This window comes from bacterium (genome assembly GCA_026129405.1).
GTDB lineage: Bacteria > Desulfobacterota > Binatia > DP-6 > DP-6 > JAHCID01.
On the sequence record JAHCID010000008.1, the window covers coordinates 58,155 to 72,083 of the forward strand.

15 protein-coding genes are annotated in these 13,929 nt (G+C 72.2%); 5 read left to right on the plus strand and 10 right to left on the minus strand.

Annotated features, from left to right (window positions below; all coding sequences use genetic code 11):
- Position 1: 1 nt before the first annotated feature.
- Positions 2–889, minus strand: coding sequence for a hypothetical protein (locus KIT14_21905; protein ID MCW5893178.1), 888 nt, complete (start codon positions 887–889; stop codon positions 2–4).
- Positions 890–920: 31 nt separating this feature from the next.
- Between KIT14_21905 and KIT14_21910 the strand changes: the two genes are divergently transcribed.
- Positions 921–1,649, plus strand: a complete 729-nt coding sequence (locus KIT14_21910) for a hypothetical protein (GenBank protein MCW5893179.1) — start codon at positions 921–923, stop codon at positions 1,647–1,649.
- 4 nt (positions 1,650–1,653) lie between these two features.
- Here KIT14_21910 and KIT14_21915 read toward each other — a convergent pair whose 3' ends face one another.
- From KIT14_21915 to gloA, 6 genes are all read right to left on the minus strand, one after another.
- Entirely contained in the window at positions 1,654–2,628 is a 975-nt protein-coding gene (locus KIT14_21915) for a transglycosylase SLT domain-containing protein (protein MCW5893180.1), read from the minus strand.
- Positions 2,629–2,835: 207 nt separating this feature from the next.
- Entirely contained in the window at positions 2,836–3,045 is a 210-nt protein-coding gene (locus tag KIT14_21920) for a dodecin domain-containing protein (GenBank protein ID MCW5893181.1), read from the minus strand.
- A 106-nt stretch (positions 3,046–3,151) separates the two neighbouring features.
- Complete coding sequence (locus KIT14_21925; protein ID MCW5893182.1) at positions 3,152–3,805, minus strand: acetoacetate decarboxylase family protein; 654 nt, start codon at positions 3,803–3,805, stop codon at positions 3,152–3,154.
- 185 nt (positions 3,806–3,990) lie between these two features.
- Positions 3,991–5,097 carry a triacylglycerol lipase gene (locus KIT14_21930; GenBank protein ID MCW5893183.1) on the minus strand — a complete coding sequence of 369 codons (1,107 nt, stop codon included), beginning with the start codon at positions 5,095–5,097 and terminating at the stop codon, positions 3,991–3,993.
- A 50-nt stretch (positions 5,098–5,147) separates the two neighbouring features.
- Entirely contained in the window at positions 5,148–6,119 is a 972-nt protein-coding gene (locus KIT14_21935; GenBank protein MCW5893184.1) for a hypothetical protein, read from the minus strand.
- A gap of 131 nt (positions 6,120–6,250) precedes the next feature.
- On the minus strand, positions 6,251–6,646 hold the full coding sequence (gene gloA / locus KIT14_21940; protein ID MCW5893185.1) for a lactoylglutathione lyase: 396 nt from the start codon (positions 6,644–6,646) through the stop codon (positions 6,251–6,253).
- Between the two features lie 57 nt (positions 6,647–6,703).
- Between gloA and KIT14_21945 the strand changes: the two genes are divergently transcribed.
- The 4 genes from KIT14_21945 (at position 6,704) to KIT14_21960 (ending at position 10,522) form a co-directional block, all read left to right on the plus strand.
- Entirely contained in the window at positions 6,704–7,114 is a 411-nt protein-coding gene (locus tag KIT14_21945) for a DUF1330 domain-containing protein (GenBank protein MCW5893186.1), read from the plus strand.
- 72 nt (positions 7,115–7,186) lie between these two features.
- A complete protein-coding gene (locus tag KIT14_21950) occupies positions 7,187–8,038 on the plus strand; it encodes an SDR family oxidoreductase (GenBank protein MCW5893187.1) in 852 nt (283 codons plus the stop codon).
- A gap of 3 nt (positions 8,039–8,041) precedes the next feature.
- Positions 8,042–8,704, plus strand: coding sequence for a leucyl/phenylalanyl-tRNA--protein transferase (gene aat, locus KIT14_21955; GenBank protein MCW5893188.1), 663 nt, complete (start codon positions 8,042–8,044; stop codon positions 8,702–8,704).
- Positions 8,705–8,800: 96 nt separating this feature from the next.
- Positions 8,801–10,522 carry an acyl-CoA dehydrogenase family protein gene (locus KIT14_21960; protein ID MCW5893189.1) on the plus strand — a complete coding sequence of 574 codons (1,722 nt, stop codon included), beginning with the start codon at positions 8,801–8,803 and terminating at the stop codon, positions 10,520–10,522.
- A gap of 35 nt (positions 10,523–10,557) precedes the next feature.
- Here KIT14_21960 and KIT14_21965 read toward each other — a convergent pair whose 3' ends face one another.
- The 3 genes from KIT14_21965 to KIT14_21975 all read right to left on the minus strand — a co-directional run bounded on the left by KIT14_21965 (position 10,558) and on the right by KIT14_21975 (position 13,906).
- A complete protein-coding gene (locus tag KIT14_21965; GenBank protein MCW5893190.1) occupies positions 10,558–11,073 on the minus strand; it encodes a peroxiredoxin in 516 nt (171 codons plus the stop codon).
- Between the two features lie 49 nt (positions 11,074–11,122).
- Positions 11,123–12,562 (minus strand): endonuclease/exonuclease/phosphatase family protein, encoded by a 1,440-nt coding sequence (locus tag KIT14_21970; GenBank protein ID MCW5893191.1) that lies wholly within the window; start codon positions 12,560–12,562, stop codon positions 11,123–11,125.
- Between the two features lie 99 nt (positions 12,563–12,661).
- Entirely contained in the window at positions 12,662–13,906 is a 1,245-nt protein-coding gene (locus tag KIT14_21975; GenBank protein MCW5893192.1) for an acyl-CoA dehydrogenase family protein, read from the minus strand.
- Positions 13,907–13,929: the final 23 nt, after the last annotated feature.

A 13,929-nucleotide genomic window follows, 5' to 3' on the forward strand; every position in this document is an offset into this window, starting at 1 on the left:
GTCAGTTCAGGATCCAGCGGCGCAGGAACGCGTCGTAGGCGTTCTGCTCGTCGACGTTGTAGCCGTGCCCCTCGAGCTCGAAGCGGTCGAAGGTGAAGCGGTCGGGAACGCCGGCGCGGAGATACGCGTCGGTCAGGACCTGTGCGGTGGTATCGACGCAGCCGATCGGGATGAGCGGGTCGCCCACCCGGCCGGTGAGGAGGATCGGCGTCGGCGGCAGGGCGTCCGGGAAGCGGATCACCTCCTGCGTCCGGATCCAGTCTGCGTAGGCGGGGTCGAGCGCCAACGGCTTGCCCGCCATGCCCATGCTCGAGTCCTGGAGGAAGGTGAGGTAGTCGCCGCACGCGAGGAAGACGCCGACGGCGGCCAGGCGCTTCTCGCGACTCGCCGCCTGGAGCGCGGCAAAGCCGTTCGTCGACGCGCCGCCGAGGGCGATGCGTCCGGGGTCGACGTCGTCGCGCGCGGTGAGGTGGTCGAGGATCTCGGGGACGAACTCCCAGGCCGTGCGCGAGATGGTTTCGAGGTACTTGCGGCCGAGCACCGCAGCGGAGGCCGAGGTCAGGACGAACGTGCCGACGGTGTGCTCGGTCGGCGCCGGCGGCGGGGCGTCCTTGAGGCGCGTCCACTGGATCGTGTAGTCGCCCCAGATCGCTCCTGCCTGTAGGACGGGTGCCCGCATGCCCGGGATGCCCAGCACGACCGGCCGGCGCCGATGGCTCCCGTCGATCGGGATCTCGAGCGTCAGCTCGATCGCGCCGTCGTGGAGCAGGACGCGTTCGACGTTGGCGCGCAGCGCACCGCCCGCGGGGGCGGCCTTCGCGCCCCGGATGCAGCCGCTGGCGACGACCAGGAGCACGAGGAGGACAGGGAGGAGACGACGGGCGGGCACGGCGGCGGGCATCGTACGCGTGGTGGCCGCCGTGATGCCAGCGGGCGCGGTGCTCCTCGCCGCCGTCGCCGCCGGCGCGGCTCCGCAGCCCGCGCTCCTCGAGCGCGCGATCCGCGCCCGCGGCGGGCCGCTCGAGAGCGTCGTCCGCCGCGTCGAGGCCGACGTCCGCAGCGGCTTCCCGGGCCTGTGGAACGCGCGGCTCGCCTATCGGCGCCCGGATCGCTGGGCGCTCACGATCGAGACCACGGGTGCGCCCGACTCCTACACCTGGGACGGCACGGCCGCCCACACCGTGATCGGCTCCCGTACCGTCGCGGTGGACCGCTCGCCGGCGACGCCGCTGCACTCGCAGGCGCGCTTCTGGTCGGTCGTATACCTCGACGCCCTGCGCGGCCCCGGCGTCGAGGTGACGCCGCTCGAGCGCCAGGAGCTGCCGCCCGGCGTCGTCTGGGGCCTGCTCGCCACCTGGCGCGACGACGGCAGCCGCTACCGGCTGGGTGTCGACGAGGCGGACCGCGTGGTGTGGGTCCGCGGGCCGGTGCAGCTGCCGCCGTTCGGCTCGGCCGAGCTGACGATGCGCTTCACCGACTTCCGCCGCACCGGGCGCTTCCTCCTGCCGTGGCGCGCCGAGTACTGGCTGGCCGGCGCGGCGATCCTCGAGGAGCGCACGCTGTCCGCCTGCCCGGACGATCCCGCCGCCACCGACGCCGCCTTCGTCGATCCGGCGCTGCTGCCGTCCTGCGCGGCGGCGGCGGACTGACGCCTCACGCGTCGGGCTGCAGCATCGGCACGCCGAGCCGCTGGATGCGGCGCGCGTTGCCGCCCTCCTCGTAGCGGGGCAGGCGTCCCTCGGCACGCCAGAGCCGCCAGGCGAGGGCCCCCGTGAGCACACGGATCGGGTAGTCGCGCGGCAGGTTCTGCAGGTACGGCTGGATGGTGACGAAGTCGGTGGCGCCGTACTGGTCCATGATGCTGCGCAGGCCGCCGTTGCGCGGGCCGATGTTGTAGGCGAGCAGCCCGAGGAACGGGTCGCCGGCCATCTGCTGGAGGTACTGCCGCAGGGTCGCGGCGGCGACGAAGGCGTTGTGGCGCTGGTTGTCGAGGTCGAGCTTCTCGACCGCGAGCCGGCCGCGCGCGTCGGTCAGCGCCAGGCTGGGCGCAGCCGTGATCTGGAAGAGCCCGCGGCCGCCGTCGGCGCTGTCGCGCGGATCGAACGACGACTCGGCCCAGCCGATGCCCATCAGCACGTCGGCATCGACGCCGTAGGTGCGCGCGGCCTCCTCGATGATCGCGACGTAGACCTGGCCGCGCTCCAGGTCGCGGGCCATGGCCTTCAGATCGAGCCGCCGGTAGTTGGCGAACACCTGATGCGCGAGCGTCTGGCGGTGTGCCTCGATCGGACCGCCGATCAGCCGGCGGACGTCGGACACCTGCGCTTCGAAGCCCGGTCGCGCCGCCGCCCACAGTGCGAGCCCCGCGAGGACCAGGGCTGCGAGCGCCGGCGCCGCGTCGGCGCGTGCCGCGAGTACCGGCTGGACGAGCCGCCAGCCGCGCAGCGCCCCGGCCGCCACGAGCCCGAGCCCGAGGACGGTGACCGCGAACGGGACGAGGTGCGACCAGACCCCGGAGCCGGTGAGGCGCTGCGCGACCAGGCCGAGCGCGCTCACGATGCCGACCACCGCGACGCACAGGAGGCCCAGCGCCTCGAGGCCGTGCCAGAGCCAGACACGGCCCCGCACCCGCGCCGGCCTGCGGGCCTTCGTCCCGCGCCCCGGCGGGCGGCGCCGCGGCGCCGCGGGCGGACGCGTCGCGCGTGTCGCCTGGCGGGACGACGCGGAACGGGACGCGGCGCTCATGGCACCGCGCTAGTACGTGCCGTCCCCGCAACTTTCAACTCGGGTCGTGGCGCGCGGCGAGCGCCGCGCCCGCCGCGCGCGACGCCGGGATCAGTCCTCGTACTTGAAGCTGACCTTCAGCTTGGTGCGGTAGGCACGCACGACGCCGTCCTCGATCTGGAGGTCGAGCTCGGCGACCTCCGCGATCCGCAGATCGCGCAGCGTACGCGAGGCCTTGGCGACCGCGGCGGCGGCGGCCTTCTCCCAGGACTCGTCGCTCGTGCCGACCAGCTCGATGATCTTGTAGACGCTCTCGGCCATCGGAACCTCCTCTGGGTTGAGATGCGTGTCGCTCGTCGGTCCGGACTCGCTTTCCCAATAGCCGCGAACGGCCCCGGCGGGGAAGCCACCTGCGTGCGGCGTGTGCTCAGAGCGCGAGGCGCTCGGGCGCCTCGAAGCGGGCGTGCATGTGCTCGAGCGAGCTCGAGCACAGGGCCGGCTTCGGCAGGCCGAGCGCGCGCAGCTCGTCGGCGATCGGATGGCGGCCGAGGATCACGCGCGCACCGCCCAAGCGAAAGCCCGCGCCGTCGCCGCCCATGGTCGACGGCGTGCGCCAGACGGCGCCGTCGCGTACGGCGACCGCGTCCTGCGGCATGTCCGGGAGCGTGCGCCGGCCGCGGCGCGCCACGGACAGCGTCAGCACGTGCTCGCCGTCGACGATGAGGGAGCCGCTGCGCCGGCCGCCGGCGTCCTGGAACTCGATGCGGTCGACCGTCTTCGGGAAGCCCCAGATGTCGCGGCCGGCGTCACGCGAGAAGGCAGTGGTCACCGGCAGGCGATGGATGTAGGCCACCGCCTCGCGCCGGCGCAGCGCCTGGAGCATGCCCACCACGGGGCGGGGCCGGGCACCGCCGGGGCGCACGAAGAAGCTGACCGCGATCTCGTTGTAGCGTCCGAGGTCGTTGTCGCGGTACTCGACGCCCGCGAGCACGCAGACCGCGCGCCCGGGCCACGGCTCGAGCGGATGCAGGGACGGGTGGGGGATCAGGCGGCGTGCTGCGGCGGTGGGGACGAGGAACATCGCCGTCACCGCGACCGCGTCGCGTACGACCACCGGCAACGCCACCGTGCGGCCCTGCACCACGACGGTGCGTGCAGCGTCGACGGGCGCCGCCGGAGCGGTGGTCACGCCTCCGGTCGTACGGCCGGGCGCGCGCCGTTGTCAACGTGGGGCGCAGCGACTCCCGCCGCACGACGAGGCGACGCTCATTCGGCCAGCAGGAAGCGCATGACGTCGTCCCACAGCGCCTCGAAGGCGCCGCGGTCGAATCCCGTGCCGGTAGCGAGCCAATCGACGTGCGGCGGCTCGGCGCCGTAGTGCCCGAGGACGTCGAGGTGGTCGCCGCGCGCCGCGTGCAGCAGCGTGCCCCACGGCTGCGAACGTGTCGGCACGACGCCGTCGTTGGCGTCGGCGTCGGGCACCGTGCCGTAGGCCGCGCGCATGACGTCGGCCTGCGCGTCGGTGCACGGAGGCACCTCCTCGGGGCGCATGCGGGTCAGGCGGTGCAGTGCCTGATACATGACGTGGGTCGCCTGGGCGGCGGGGTCGAGGCCCACGCGCAGGGTCGAGCGCACGCCGGGCGGCGCCGCCATCGCGACCACGGAGCCGGCGCGCAGCCCCGGGCGCGGGGCGGCGGTGGCGTTGAGGAGCGCCATGCCCTCGGGCGTCAGCTGGGGGAGGAGGCCGCGGTCGGACTCCACGTCGGCGAGGAAGGCGGCGACGGCGTCGCGCCGCTCGGGCGAGAAGTCGGCGAGCAGCTGCGCGTACAGCTCGTCGAGCAGCGCGCCCTCGAGGCCGAGGCGGCCGTCCAGATGCGCGAAGACCTGGCCCACCTTGAAGACGGCCGTCAGCGGCAGATGGCCGAAGCGCAGGACGTAGATCGTGACCAGCGAGAGGAGCTGGAGCAGCCGCTGGCCGAGCAGCCCGGTGAAGACCGCGGCGAGCGGCGTGCCGTGGTGCGGCGTCGTCACCGTCACCACCGAGCGCACGCGGGCGAGCAGCGCCTCGACGGCGACCTCGGTCGGCAGGGCGACGCCGGGCGAGGTGAGGAGGCGAAGGTCGAGCCCGCCGCTCGAGTGCCCGACGAGGTGCACCGGCGCGCCGTCGTCGGGGAGCGTCGCGAGCGTGGCGGCGACGCGGGCCGCGCGTCGCGGCAGCGACGCCGTGGGCAGCGTGCGCACGACCGCGACCGAGGCCTCGAGCCCGCGCGCCGCAAAGCCGCGCAGCAGGGCGTCGCGCACGTGGCCGAAGTAGCGCAGGTCGCCGAGGTTCGTGAAGCCGAAGAATCCCGGCACCAAGAGGACGTGCTGCACGCGGCGGTCCTACCCGAGCCCGGCGCGCCGGGCCAGTCCGGCGCGCACCGTCAGTGCCGGACCGTCACCGTGACCCGGCTGTCCTGCTGCACGCAGGTCATGAACTCCTGCTTGCTGAGCGTCGGGTAGTAGAACGCGAACAGGTTGCAGTGCTCGTTGTCGTCGGTGAAGGGTCCGAAGGTGTAGTCGCGATCGGTGTCGTTCTCGTAGGTGCAGGTCCACTCGATGCCGGGGATCTGCGCCTGCTCGCCGGCGGCGAAGCGACGGAACGTCGGCTCGTCGTAGCCGTGATACTCGTAGAGGGGCGTGCCGGTCTTCTCGCCGTCCCACACGTGGGCGGTGAACTTCACGCCGCGGAAGTGGTAGTGCCCGGTGAGCGCGAGCAGGTCGACCGGCCGATCGAAGACGCAGCGGGTGGTTGCGGTGGCGATCGAATGCGCGGGCACGACCACGTCTTTGTCCTGCCCGAAGAGCGCGCCCGCGTACGACGTCACCTTGCGCTCCGGAATCGCGTAGAGGTTGTAGATCGCCCAGCCGTCCGCCGGCGTCGAGAGCGCGCCGTTGTCGACGAAGTGCGTCTGCGCCGCGAGCTGCTCGCGCGCGGTGAAATGGAAGGCGATGCCGTCGGGCAGCTTCCAGTTGAGCAGCACGCTCTGGCTGCCGAGGATCAGCTGCCAGACGTCGAAGTCGAGCGCGAAGTTGCACGTCTCGTGGCCGTTCTCGATCGACAGCGTGCGGTCGTGGGGCCGATAGAGGTGGATGTGGTGGCTGCCGCCGTTGACCTTGATCTTCACCTTGTTGACGGCGAGATCCTTCCTGCTCGGCAGCTTCATGTAGGTGCACTCGGTGACCTCGGAGCCCTTCGGCACCTTGATCGGGCCGACCACGATCTGGGCCCCGCGGGCGGGCTTCGACATGCGGATCGGCGCCCGCTTCTTCGCCTTGGCGGCGGCATCGCCGGCCAGGGCGAGGACGAGCGACAGGGCGAGTGCGCAGGCGAAGACGCGGCGTGCTGCGGGCATCGGGGTCGATCGAAGCAAGGCGTGCGCCAGTGAGGAGCCGCGCACCGTCGTGCGCCGCCGACCGATCGGCCGTGCATGGCTGCGAGACCCGGCGGCACTGCATCGCGCAGACGCGCCTTGTGGCGCAGGGGTCAGTCGGTGCGGCCGCGGAGCTGGATCAGCTCGATCTTGTAGCCGTCCGGGTCCTGGAGGAACGCGATCACCGAGCCGCCGTGCTTCATCGGGCCGGGCTCGCGCGTGATCGTCGCGCCGCGCGCGCGGAGCGCGCCGCAGGTGGCGTAGATGTCCTCGACGCCGATCGCGACGTGGCCGTAGCCCGTGCCGACGTCGTAGTGGCTCGCGTCCCAGTTGTGGGTGAGCTCGAGGACGGTGTGATCCGCCTCGTCGCCGTAGCCCACGAAGGCGAGCGTGAAGCGGCCGCTCGGGTAGTCCTTGCGGCGCAGGAGGCGCATGCCGAGCACCTCGCAGTAGAACGCCAGCGAGCGCTCGAGGTCGCCCACCCGCAGCATCGTGTGCAGCATCCGCATGCCGCCCGGCTAGCACGAATTTCGTCCGCCCGCCCGCCGGTGCTATGGGCGGCGCCCATGCTCGTGCGCAACGCCCTGCTCCCCACCGGCGATCAGCTGAGCGCCGTCGCCGCCGACGGCCGCGACGTGCCGATCGTCATGCTGAATCTCCTCAAGTTCCATCCCCGCGCGCAGTATCCGGACGGGCGCGACGCGCACCTCACCGGCGAGGAGGCCTATCAGCGCTACGCGGATCTCATGGTCCCGTTCGTCGAGTCGCGCGGCGGCCGCCTCCTGTACCAGGGGCGGGCGCTCGGCGTCGTGCTGGGCGAGGTCGAGGAGCCGTGGGACCTCGTGGGGCTCGTGCAGTACCCGTCGCCGCGCGTCTTCGTCGAGATCGCGACCTCGGCCGAGGTCCACGGCTTCGGCGTCCATCGCGAGGCCGGGCTGGCGGGGCAGCTGCTCGTCATGCTCGAGCCGCGCGCCTGAACGCACGCCGCCGGCCGCCGTCGCGGCCGCCCGGCTCGGCACGGTGAGCGGTTCTGGTTAGACTCGGCGCCGATGGACGGGCGAATCTGCGTCGTCACCGGTGCCACCTCGGGCATCGGCCGTGAGATCGCGCGGGCGCTGGCGGCAGCGGGCGACCACGTCGCCGTCGTCTGCCGCGATCGCGGCCGCGGCGAGGCCGTCGCGGCGGAGCTCGACGCCGCGGCCGGCCGACCGGCGGCGTCGGTGCACCTCGCCGATCTGTCGCGCCAGGCCGACGTTCGCCGCGTCGCCGGCGAGCTGCTCGTGCGCTGCCCGCGCATCGACGTCCTCGTCAACAACGCCGGCGTCGTGAATCTCGCGCACGCGACCACCGACGACGGCATCGAGACCGTCTTCGCGACCAACCACCTCGCGTACTTTCTCCTGACGTTGCTCCTCCTGCCGCGGCTGCGCGCGAGCGCGCCGGCGCGCATCGTCAACGTCGCATCCGAGGCACACCGCTTCGGGCGGCTCGATCTCGACGACCTCGGGCAGGCGGGGAGCTACCGCGCGATGCGGGTCTACGGCACGTCGAAGCTCTCGAACATCCTCTTCACCTACGAGCTGGCGCGGCGGCTCGAGGGCTCGGGGGTCACCGTGAACTGCCTCCATCCGGGCGCGGTCGCCACCGGGCTGGGCCACAACAACGGGCGCTGGGCGATCCTCGCGACGCGGCTTCTCGCGCCGTTCTTCCGCACCCCGCGCCAGGGGGCCGACACCGCGATCTGGCTCGCGTCGGCGCCGGAGGCGGCGGGCGAGCACGGCCGCTACTTCGTGCGCCGCCGCGCCAAGCGCACGTCGAGGCCGACCTACGATCGCGCGCTCGCCGCCCGGCTGTGGGACGTCAGTGCGGCGCTCTGCCGCGTCGATCCGTCCGTCGCGTAGCCGATGCCGGTCCGCCGCTTTCCCGACCCGCGCAGCGCGAATCCCGAGGGCGTCGTCGCCATCGGCGGCGACCTGCACCCGGACACGCTGCGGCTCGCCTATCGCCAGGGCATCTTTCCATGGCCCGCCCGCGGGTTGCCTCTCCTGTGGTTCTCGCCGCCGGCGCGCGGCATGCTCGACTTCGCCGACCTCCACCTGCCGCGCAGCCTCGTGCGGGCGCGTGCGAAGACCCGCTTTCGCTGCACGATCGATCGCGCCTTCCCCGAGGTCATCGCGGGCTGCGCGTCCACACCGCGTCCCGACCAGGAGGGCACGTGGATCACGCCCGACATCCACATGGCCTACGTGCGGCTGCACGAGCTCGGTACGGCGCACAGCGCCGAGGCCTGGGACGGCGACCGCCTCGTCGGCGGCATCTACGGCGTCGACGTCGACGGCGCGTTCGCCGCCGAGAGCATGTTCTACCACGAGCCCTACGCGTCGAAGCTGGCGCTCCTCCATCTGATCGACCACCTGCGCAGCGCCGGCCTCGACTGGCTCGACATCCAGGTCCTGACCCCGCACATGGAGCGCTTCGGCGCCCGGGCCGTGCCGCGGGACGCCTTCCTGCTGCGCCTGGCGGCGACCCGGGCGCGCGGGCTCGTGCTGTTCCCGCCGCGCCGGTAGCCCTCCGGCGCGGGGCGCGCGGGCCCGGTCCCTCGCGCCCGCGGATCGCATCGTCCGGCGTGTACGTCCGGGAGCCGCCTGCTAGCCTGGCTCCCGATGGCGACCGAGTATTTCCACCGGGACATGCAGCTCTTCCTCGACCACCGCTTCGACTGGGCGCGGTACTTCCGCCTGCGCCGCGGCGGCGAGGTCGACCCGGCCGAGGAGGTGTCCACCTACAAGGACATCCTGCGCACCACCGGCGAGATCTGTGCGTCCATCGACGCCGGCTCGCGCGGGCACTGGGAGGAGGAGGTGCGGCTCGAGCAGGGCGAGGTCGTGGTTCCGTCGCACATCGCCGCCGGCTACGAGAAGCTGCGCCAGGCGGGGCTCCTCTGCCTCACCATGCACGCGGACTACGGCGGCTACGGCCTGCCGCTGCTCGTCAACACGCCGTACCTCGAGATGGTCTCACGCGCCGACGCGAGTCTCATGACGATCGTCGGCCTCCAGGCCGGCGTCGCGCTCGACATCGAGAAGTACGGCGACGAGGCGCTGAAGCGCGCCTACCTGCCGCGTTTCCAATCGGGCGAGCTGCAGGGCGCGATGGATCTCACCGAGCCGCAGGCCGGCTCCGACCTGGGCGGCATCACGACCCGCGTCACGCGCGAGGGCGCCCGCTGGTTCATCGAGGGCGAGAAGATCTTCATCACCAACGGCGGGGCGCAGATACACCTGGTGCTCGCGCGCGACGCGGCGACGTTCGAGCAGTCGAAGGGCACGACGAACGGCCTCAATCTGATGCTCTGCCCGCGCACGCTGCCCGACGGGCGCCCCAACGCGCTGGGTGTCGCCCGTGTCGAGCGCAAGCTCGGCATCCACGGCTCGCCGACCTGTGTGGTCACGTTCGATCGCGCCGAGGCGTGGCTGCTCGGCAAGCCGGGCCAGGGTTTCCGCGCCATGCTCGACCTCATGAACAACGCCCGTCTGGGCGTCGCCGCGCAGGCGCTCGGGATCGCGCAGGGCGCCTATCACGCCGCGCGCGAGTACGCCGCGCAGCGCGTGCAGTTCGGTGCGCCGATCCTCCAGCAGCCGCTGGTGAAGTCGATGCTGACGCTCATGCGCATCAACATCGAGTCGGCGCGCGCGCTGCTCCAGCGGACGTCGGCCATGATCGACATGACCGACGCGATCCGCACCTACCTCGCCACGCCGCCGGGCCAGGCCGATCCGCAGGGCCCGGCGCTCCAGGCCGAGATGGATCGCAACACGCAGCTGATCCGCTTCTTCACCCCGCTCTGCAAGTACTACGCGACCGAGATCTCGAACCACGTCACCCGCCAGGGCATCCAGCTCCACGGCGGGCTGGGCTACATGGCCGAGTCGGTCGCCGGCCACTACCACTCCGACTCGATCATCACGACCATCTACGAGGGCACGTCGGAGGTACAGGCGAGCTTCGCGCTCAAGGAGATGGGCAAGGGCGCGCTCTTCGCGACCCTCGAGGAGGTGCGCGCCGAGCTGGAGACGCTGCGCGGCACGTACCCCGAGCTGGTGGGGCTCGTCGCCGCCGGCATCGAGACGCTCATGAGCACCGCCCCGGCGCTCATGGGCGATCCGCAGTACGCGCTGCTGAACGCCAAGCGCGTCGCGGAGATGGTGATCGACGTGGTCGCGAGCGCCGAGCTCCTGTGCCTCGCCGACACGGCGCCGGGCCGTCTCGAGCTGGCGCAGAGCTTCATCCATCGCCACATGGCGGCGGTGCAGCTGAACGCCGACCGCATCACGAGCGGCGATGCGTCGCGCATCGCCCGCTACGACCGCATCCTCGGCCTGTGAGCCGGGTGGGGCGCGGGTGATCGCGCCCCGGCCTCTCAGGGCTTCGCGACCAGGTCGGCGAGGACGTCGGCCGCGTGCGTCGTCGGGATCACCATCCCGTAGGTCTTGATGACCTTGCCGTCCGGGCCGACGAGGAACGACACGCGGCGCGAGACCGGGGCGTCGGCGGAGGCGGCGGCGCCGACCTGGAGGGCGAGGGTGCGGTCGGTGTCGGAGAGGAGGCGGAACGGGAACTGCTCGGCCGTGACGAAGGTGGCGTTGGCCCTCGGGTCGTCGAACGACACCCCGAGGATCTCGACGCCGCGCTGCTGGAACGACGGGAAGTCGTCGCGGAGCCCGCGCCCCTCGATGGTGCAGCCGGGGGTCTGGGCCTTCGGGTAGTACCAGAGCAGGTAGGTCTTGCCCCTGAGGCTCTCCGAGGTGACGACCGTGCCGGTGTGGTCGCGCAGCGACCAGGACGGGAACGCAGTGCCTATGGCGGGAAGCTCGGAGGCGGCGAGCGCGGGCGTCGCGAGCACGAAGGCGAGCAGGGCGGCCGAGAGGCGATGCATGCACCGCCTCTCGGGGTTCCGCCGGGCTCAGTCAACCACGTGCGGCGTATCAGTCGGCCGTCACGCTCCACGCGAAACGCACCGCCAGCGCATCGTGGTCGCTCAGGCGGATGTTGCCGTTGCGGACGAAGACGTCGGTCTCGAAGCGGTGCGACAACGCCGTCAGCGTGACCTTGCCGCCGCTGCGGAACGCGAACTTGTCGATGCGGCTCGGGCTCGGGCAGCCGACCGCGGCGCACACGTCGGTCAGGCCCGCCTCGCTCAGCAGCCGCGCGTACTGCGAGCCGGCGGGCTGGGTGTTGGTGTGCAGGTTGAAGTCGCCGCCGATGATGACCGGGCGTCCCGCAGAGTAGCCGTTCATCGCGGTGACGAGCTGGGTGATGCCCTGGTTGCGCGCGACGTTGTCGGCCGGGTCGCTCCCCGCCTCCATGTGCAGGTTGTAGACGTCGACGACCACGCCGGGCGCGAAGGTCGTGCGGGCGATGCTGAAGCCCTTCGTGGCGAGGCAGTCGGCGGCGCTCTCGACGCAGGTGGCCCAGGGGATGCGGATCTCCTCGTCGAACGGGAAGTTCGAGAAGCGGTTCAGGCCGTCGGCGAGGATCGCGCTCGGGCGGAAGGGGTTGGTGCCGAGCGGCTGCGGCGCGGCGATCGAGCGGAAGGGATGCCGCGCCGTGGCCTCGAGGATCTCGTGGTACACGCGCAGCGGCGCGAGCGGGTTCGGATCCGGGGTCTTCCACGTCTCCTGGAGGAGCGTGATCTCGTAGTTGTTCAGCAGCGGGCCGATGAGGGGGGTGTTGATCTCGGGGTCGGAGCCCGACAGGCCCTGGGGCAGACCGGCGACGTTGTAGGCGAGAGCGAGGAACTCGCCGGTGACGGTCGCGGGGCAGCCCTTCGTCGCCGGCTTCTTCACGCGGAAGGCGCGGGCGGCGTCGTTTCTCACCGCGCCGTCGGCATACTGGACGCAGTAGCGGTCGCCGGTGCCGAAGGTCAGCGTCACCGTCGCGGCGGTGCCGTCGGCGGGCGGCGTCACCGTCAGGCCGTCGCCCTTCAGCGTGCCCTTGATCTGCACGGTGCCGTTCACGGCGCGACGCAGGCGCAGCAACGTGACGGGTCCGAACTCGCCGCGCGCGTCGGAGTAGAGGAAGCCGCCGGGCTTGAGCGTCCGCCACAGCGGCTTGCCCGCGGCGGTGTCGCGCTGCGGCAAGACGAACGTCTGGCTACCGGGCGTCGCGCCGGCGACGTCGATACGGAGGGTCGCGCCGGCGGCGTTCGTGGGCACGCGCGGATCGCCGACCACGGTGTGGCCGCCTCCGACTTCTTTTGCGACGAAGGTGAGCTTGCGCTTCGCGGGCTCGCCCGGCTTCGGGTCGGTCACGGCGAACGTCATGCCGCGAACGGCCTGGTCGGCGGCGAGGGCGGCTGCGGACGGCAGGGCCAGCGCGGCGGCGAGGGCGAGCAGCGGAAGAAGGCGACGAGGTTGGGCACGCATCGTCAACGAAACGTCGCATGCCCGTCATCGAACCGTCAACGAACATTTGCGCCGGCGGGCGCCGGTGCCGGCGGCGCCCGCGCCGCTCGGGGCGGCCGGTCAGCCGTCGGCGAGCAGGTTGCGTGCGATCTGCGAGACCTGGATCTCGTCGGTGCCGCCGTAGATCTGGAGCACCTTGGCGTCGCGGGCGAGCTGCTCGACGCGGTACTCGGCCATGTAGCCGTTGCCGCCGAAGAGCTGCACCGCCTCGAGCGCGACCTCCATCGCGGCGCCTGCTGCGTAGTACTTGCAGGCGGACGCTTCGGCGAAGCTGAGGCCCTTGCCCTCCTGGGCCAGCTCGATCTGGCGGAAGACGAGGTTCTGGAGGTTCATGCGCGCGACCTCCATCTTGGCCAGCTTCAGCTGGATCAGCTGGAACTCGCCGATCGGGCGGCCGAACTGCACGCGCGTCCGGGCATACTGCACGCAGAGCTGGAGGCACTCCTCGACGATGCCGAGCGCCATCGCGGCGACGCCGGAGCGCTCCATCGAGAACGTCGCCTTCGCGCCCGAGCGGCCGCCGGCGACCTCCTCGGTTTCGCCGAGGAGCCGATCCTTGCCGCAGCGCACGTCTTCCAGGAACAGCTCGCCGGTGGGAGAGGAATGCATTCCCATCTTGCGCAGCGGCCGCGACTGCGTGAGCCCGGGCATGCCGCGCTCCAGCACGAACTGCAGGACCTTGCGGTCCTTCGCCGGGGTGGTGCCGTCGTCGAGCTTGCAGATGAAGACGATCGTGTCGGCGTACGGGCCGTTCGTGATGAACGTCTTCGAGCCGTTCAGGACGTAGCCGTCGCCGTCGCGGCGCGCGGTCGACTTCATGCCGCCGAACGCGTCGGAGCCCGAGCCCGGCTCGGTGATCGCCCAGGCGCCGACGTGCTCGAGCGTGAGGAGCGGCAGCACCCAGCGCTCCTTCTGCGCCGTCGTGCCCTTGGCCATGATCGCCTGGGCGGTCAGGCCGACGCTGACCCCCATGGCCGTCACCATGCCGGGGCACCAGCGGCAGAGCTCGATGATCGGGATGATCTGGAGTCCGACGTCGTGGCCTTCGCTCTCGCGCGCGGGCCGCGCCGGCGGCGCCTCGCCGCGCGCGCGGGCCGCGGCGGCCTTCTTCTCGCGCGCGATCTGCCCGGCGAAGCGCTGGCGCGCGACTTCGTCGAGGCCGAACGTACGCATCAGATTGCGCAGGATGTCGTACGGGGGCAGGTCGCCGTGCTCGAGGTCGTCGAGCTTCGGCTTGATTTCGGCGTCGATGAACCGCCGCATCATGTCGCGGATCATCAGGTGCTGCTCGCTCCACTCGATCATCGAAGACGGCTCCTCGGCGTTCG

Coding starts and splice junctions, on each gene's coding strand:
- KIT14_21920 (MCW5893181.1), bottom strand. CDS start 3,045: ATGGCCGAGAGCGTCTACAAGATCATCGAGCTGGTCGGCACGAGCGAC.
- KIT14_21925 (MCW5893182.1), bottom strand. CDS start 3,805: ATGTTCCTCGTCCCCACCGCCGCAGCACGCCGCCTGATCCCCCACCCG.
- KIT14_21935 (MCW5893184.1), bottom strand. CDS start 6,119: ATGCCCGCAGCACGCCGCGTCTTCGCCTGCGCACTCGCCCTGTCGCTC.
- gloA (MCW5893185.1), bottom strand. CDS start 6,646: ATGCGGATGCTGCACACGATGCTGCGGGTGGGCGACCTCGAGCGCTCG.
- KIT14_21945 (MCW5893186.1), top strand. CDS start 6,704: ATGCTCGTGCGCAACGCCCTGCTCCCCACCGGCGATCAGCTGAGCGCC.
- KIT14_21950 (MCW5893187.1), top strand. CDS start 7,187: ATGGACGGGCGAATCTGCGTCGTCACCGGTGCCACCTCGGGCATCGGC.
- aat (MCW5893188.1), top strand. CDS start 8,042: ATGCCGGTCCGCCGCTTTCCCGACCCGCGCAGCGCGAATCCCGAGGGC.
- KIT14_21960 (MCW5893189.1), top strand. CDS start 8,801: ATGGCGACCGAGTATTTCCACCGGGACATGCAGCTCTTCCTCGACCAC.
- KIT14_21965 (MCW5893190.1), bottom strand. CDS start 11,073: ATGCATCGCCTCTCGGCCGCCCTGCTCGCCTTCGTGCTCGCGACGCCC.
- KIT14_21970 (MCW5893191.1), bottom strand. CDS start 12,562: ATGCGTGCCCAACCTCGTCGCCTTCTTCCGCTGCTCGCCCTCGCCGCC.
- KIT14_21975 (MCW5893192.1), bottom strand. CDS start 13,906: ATGATCGAGTGGAGCGAGCAGCACCTGATGATCCGCGACATGATGCGG.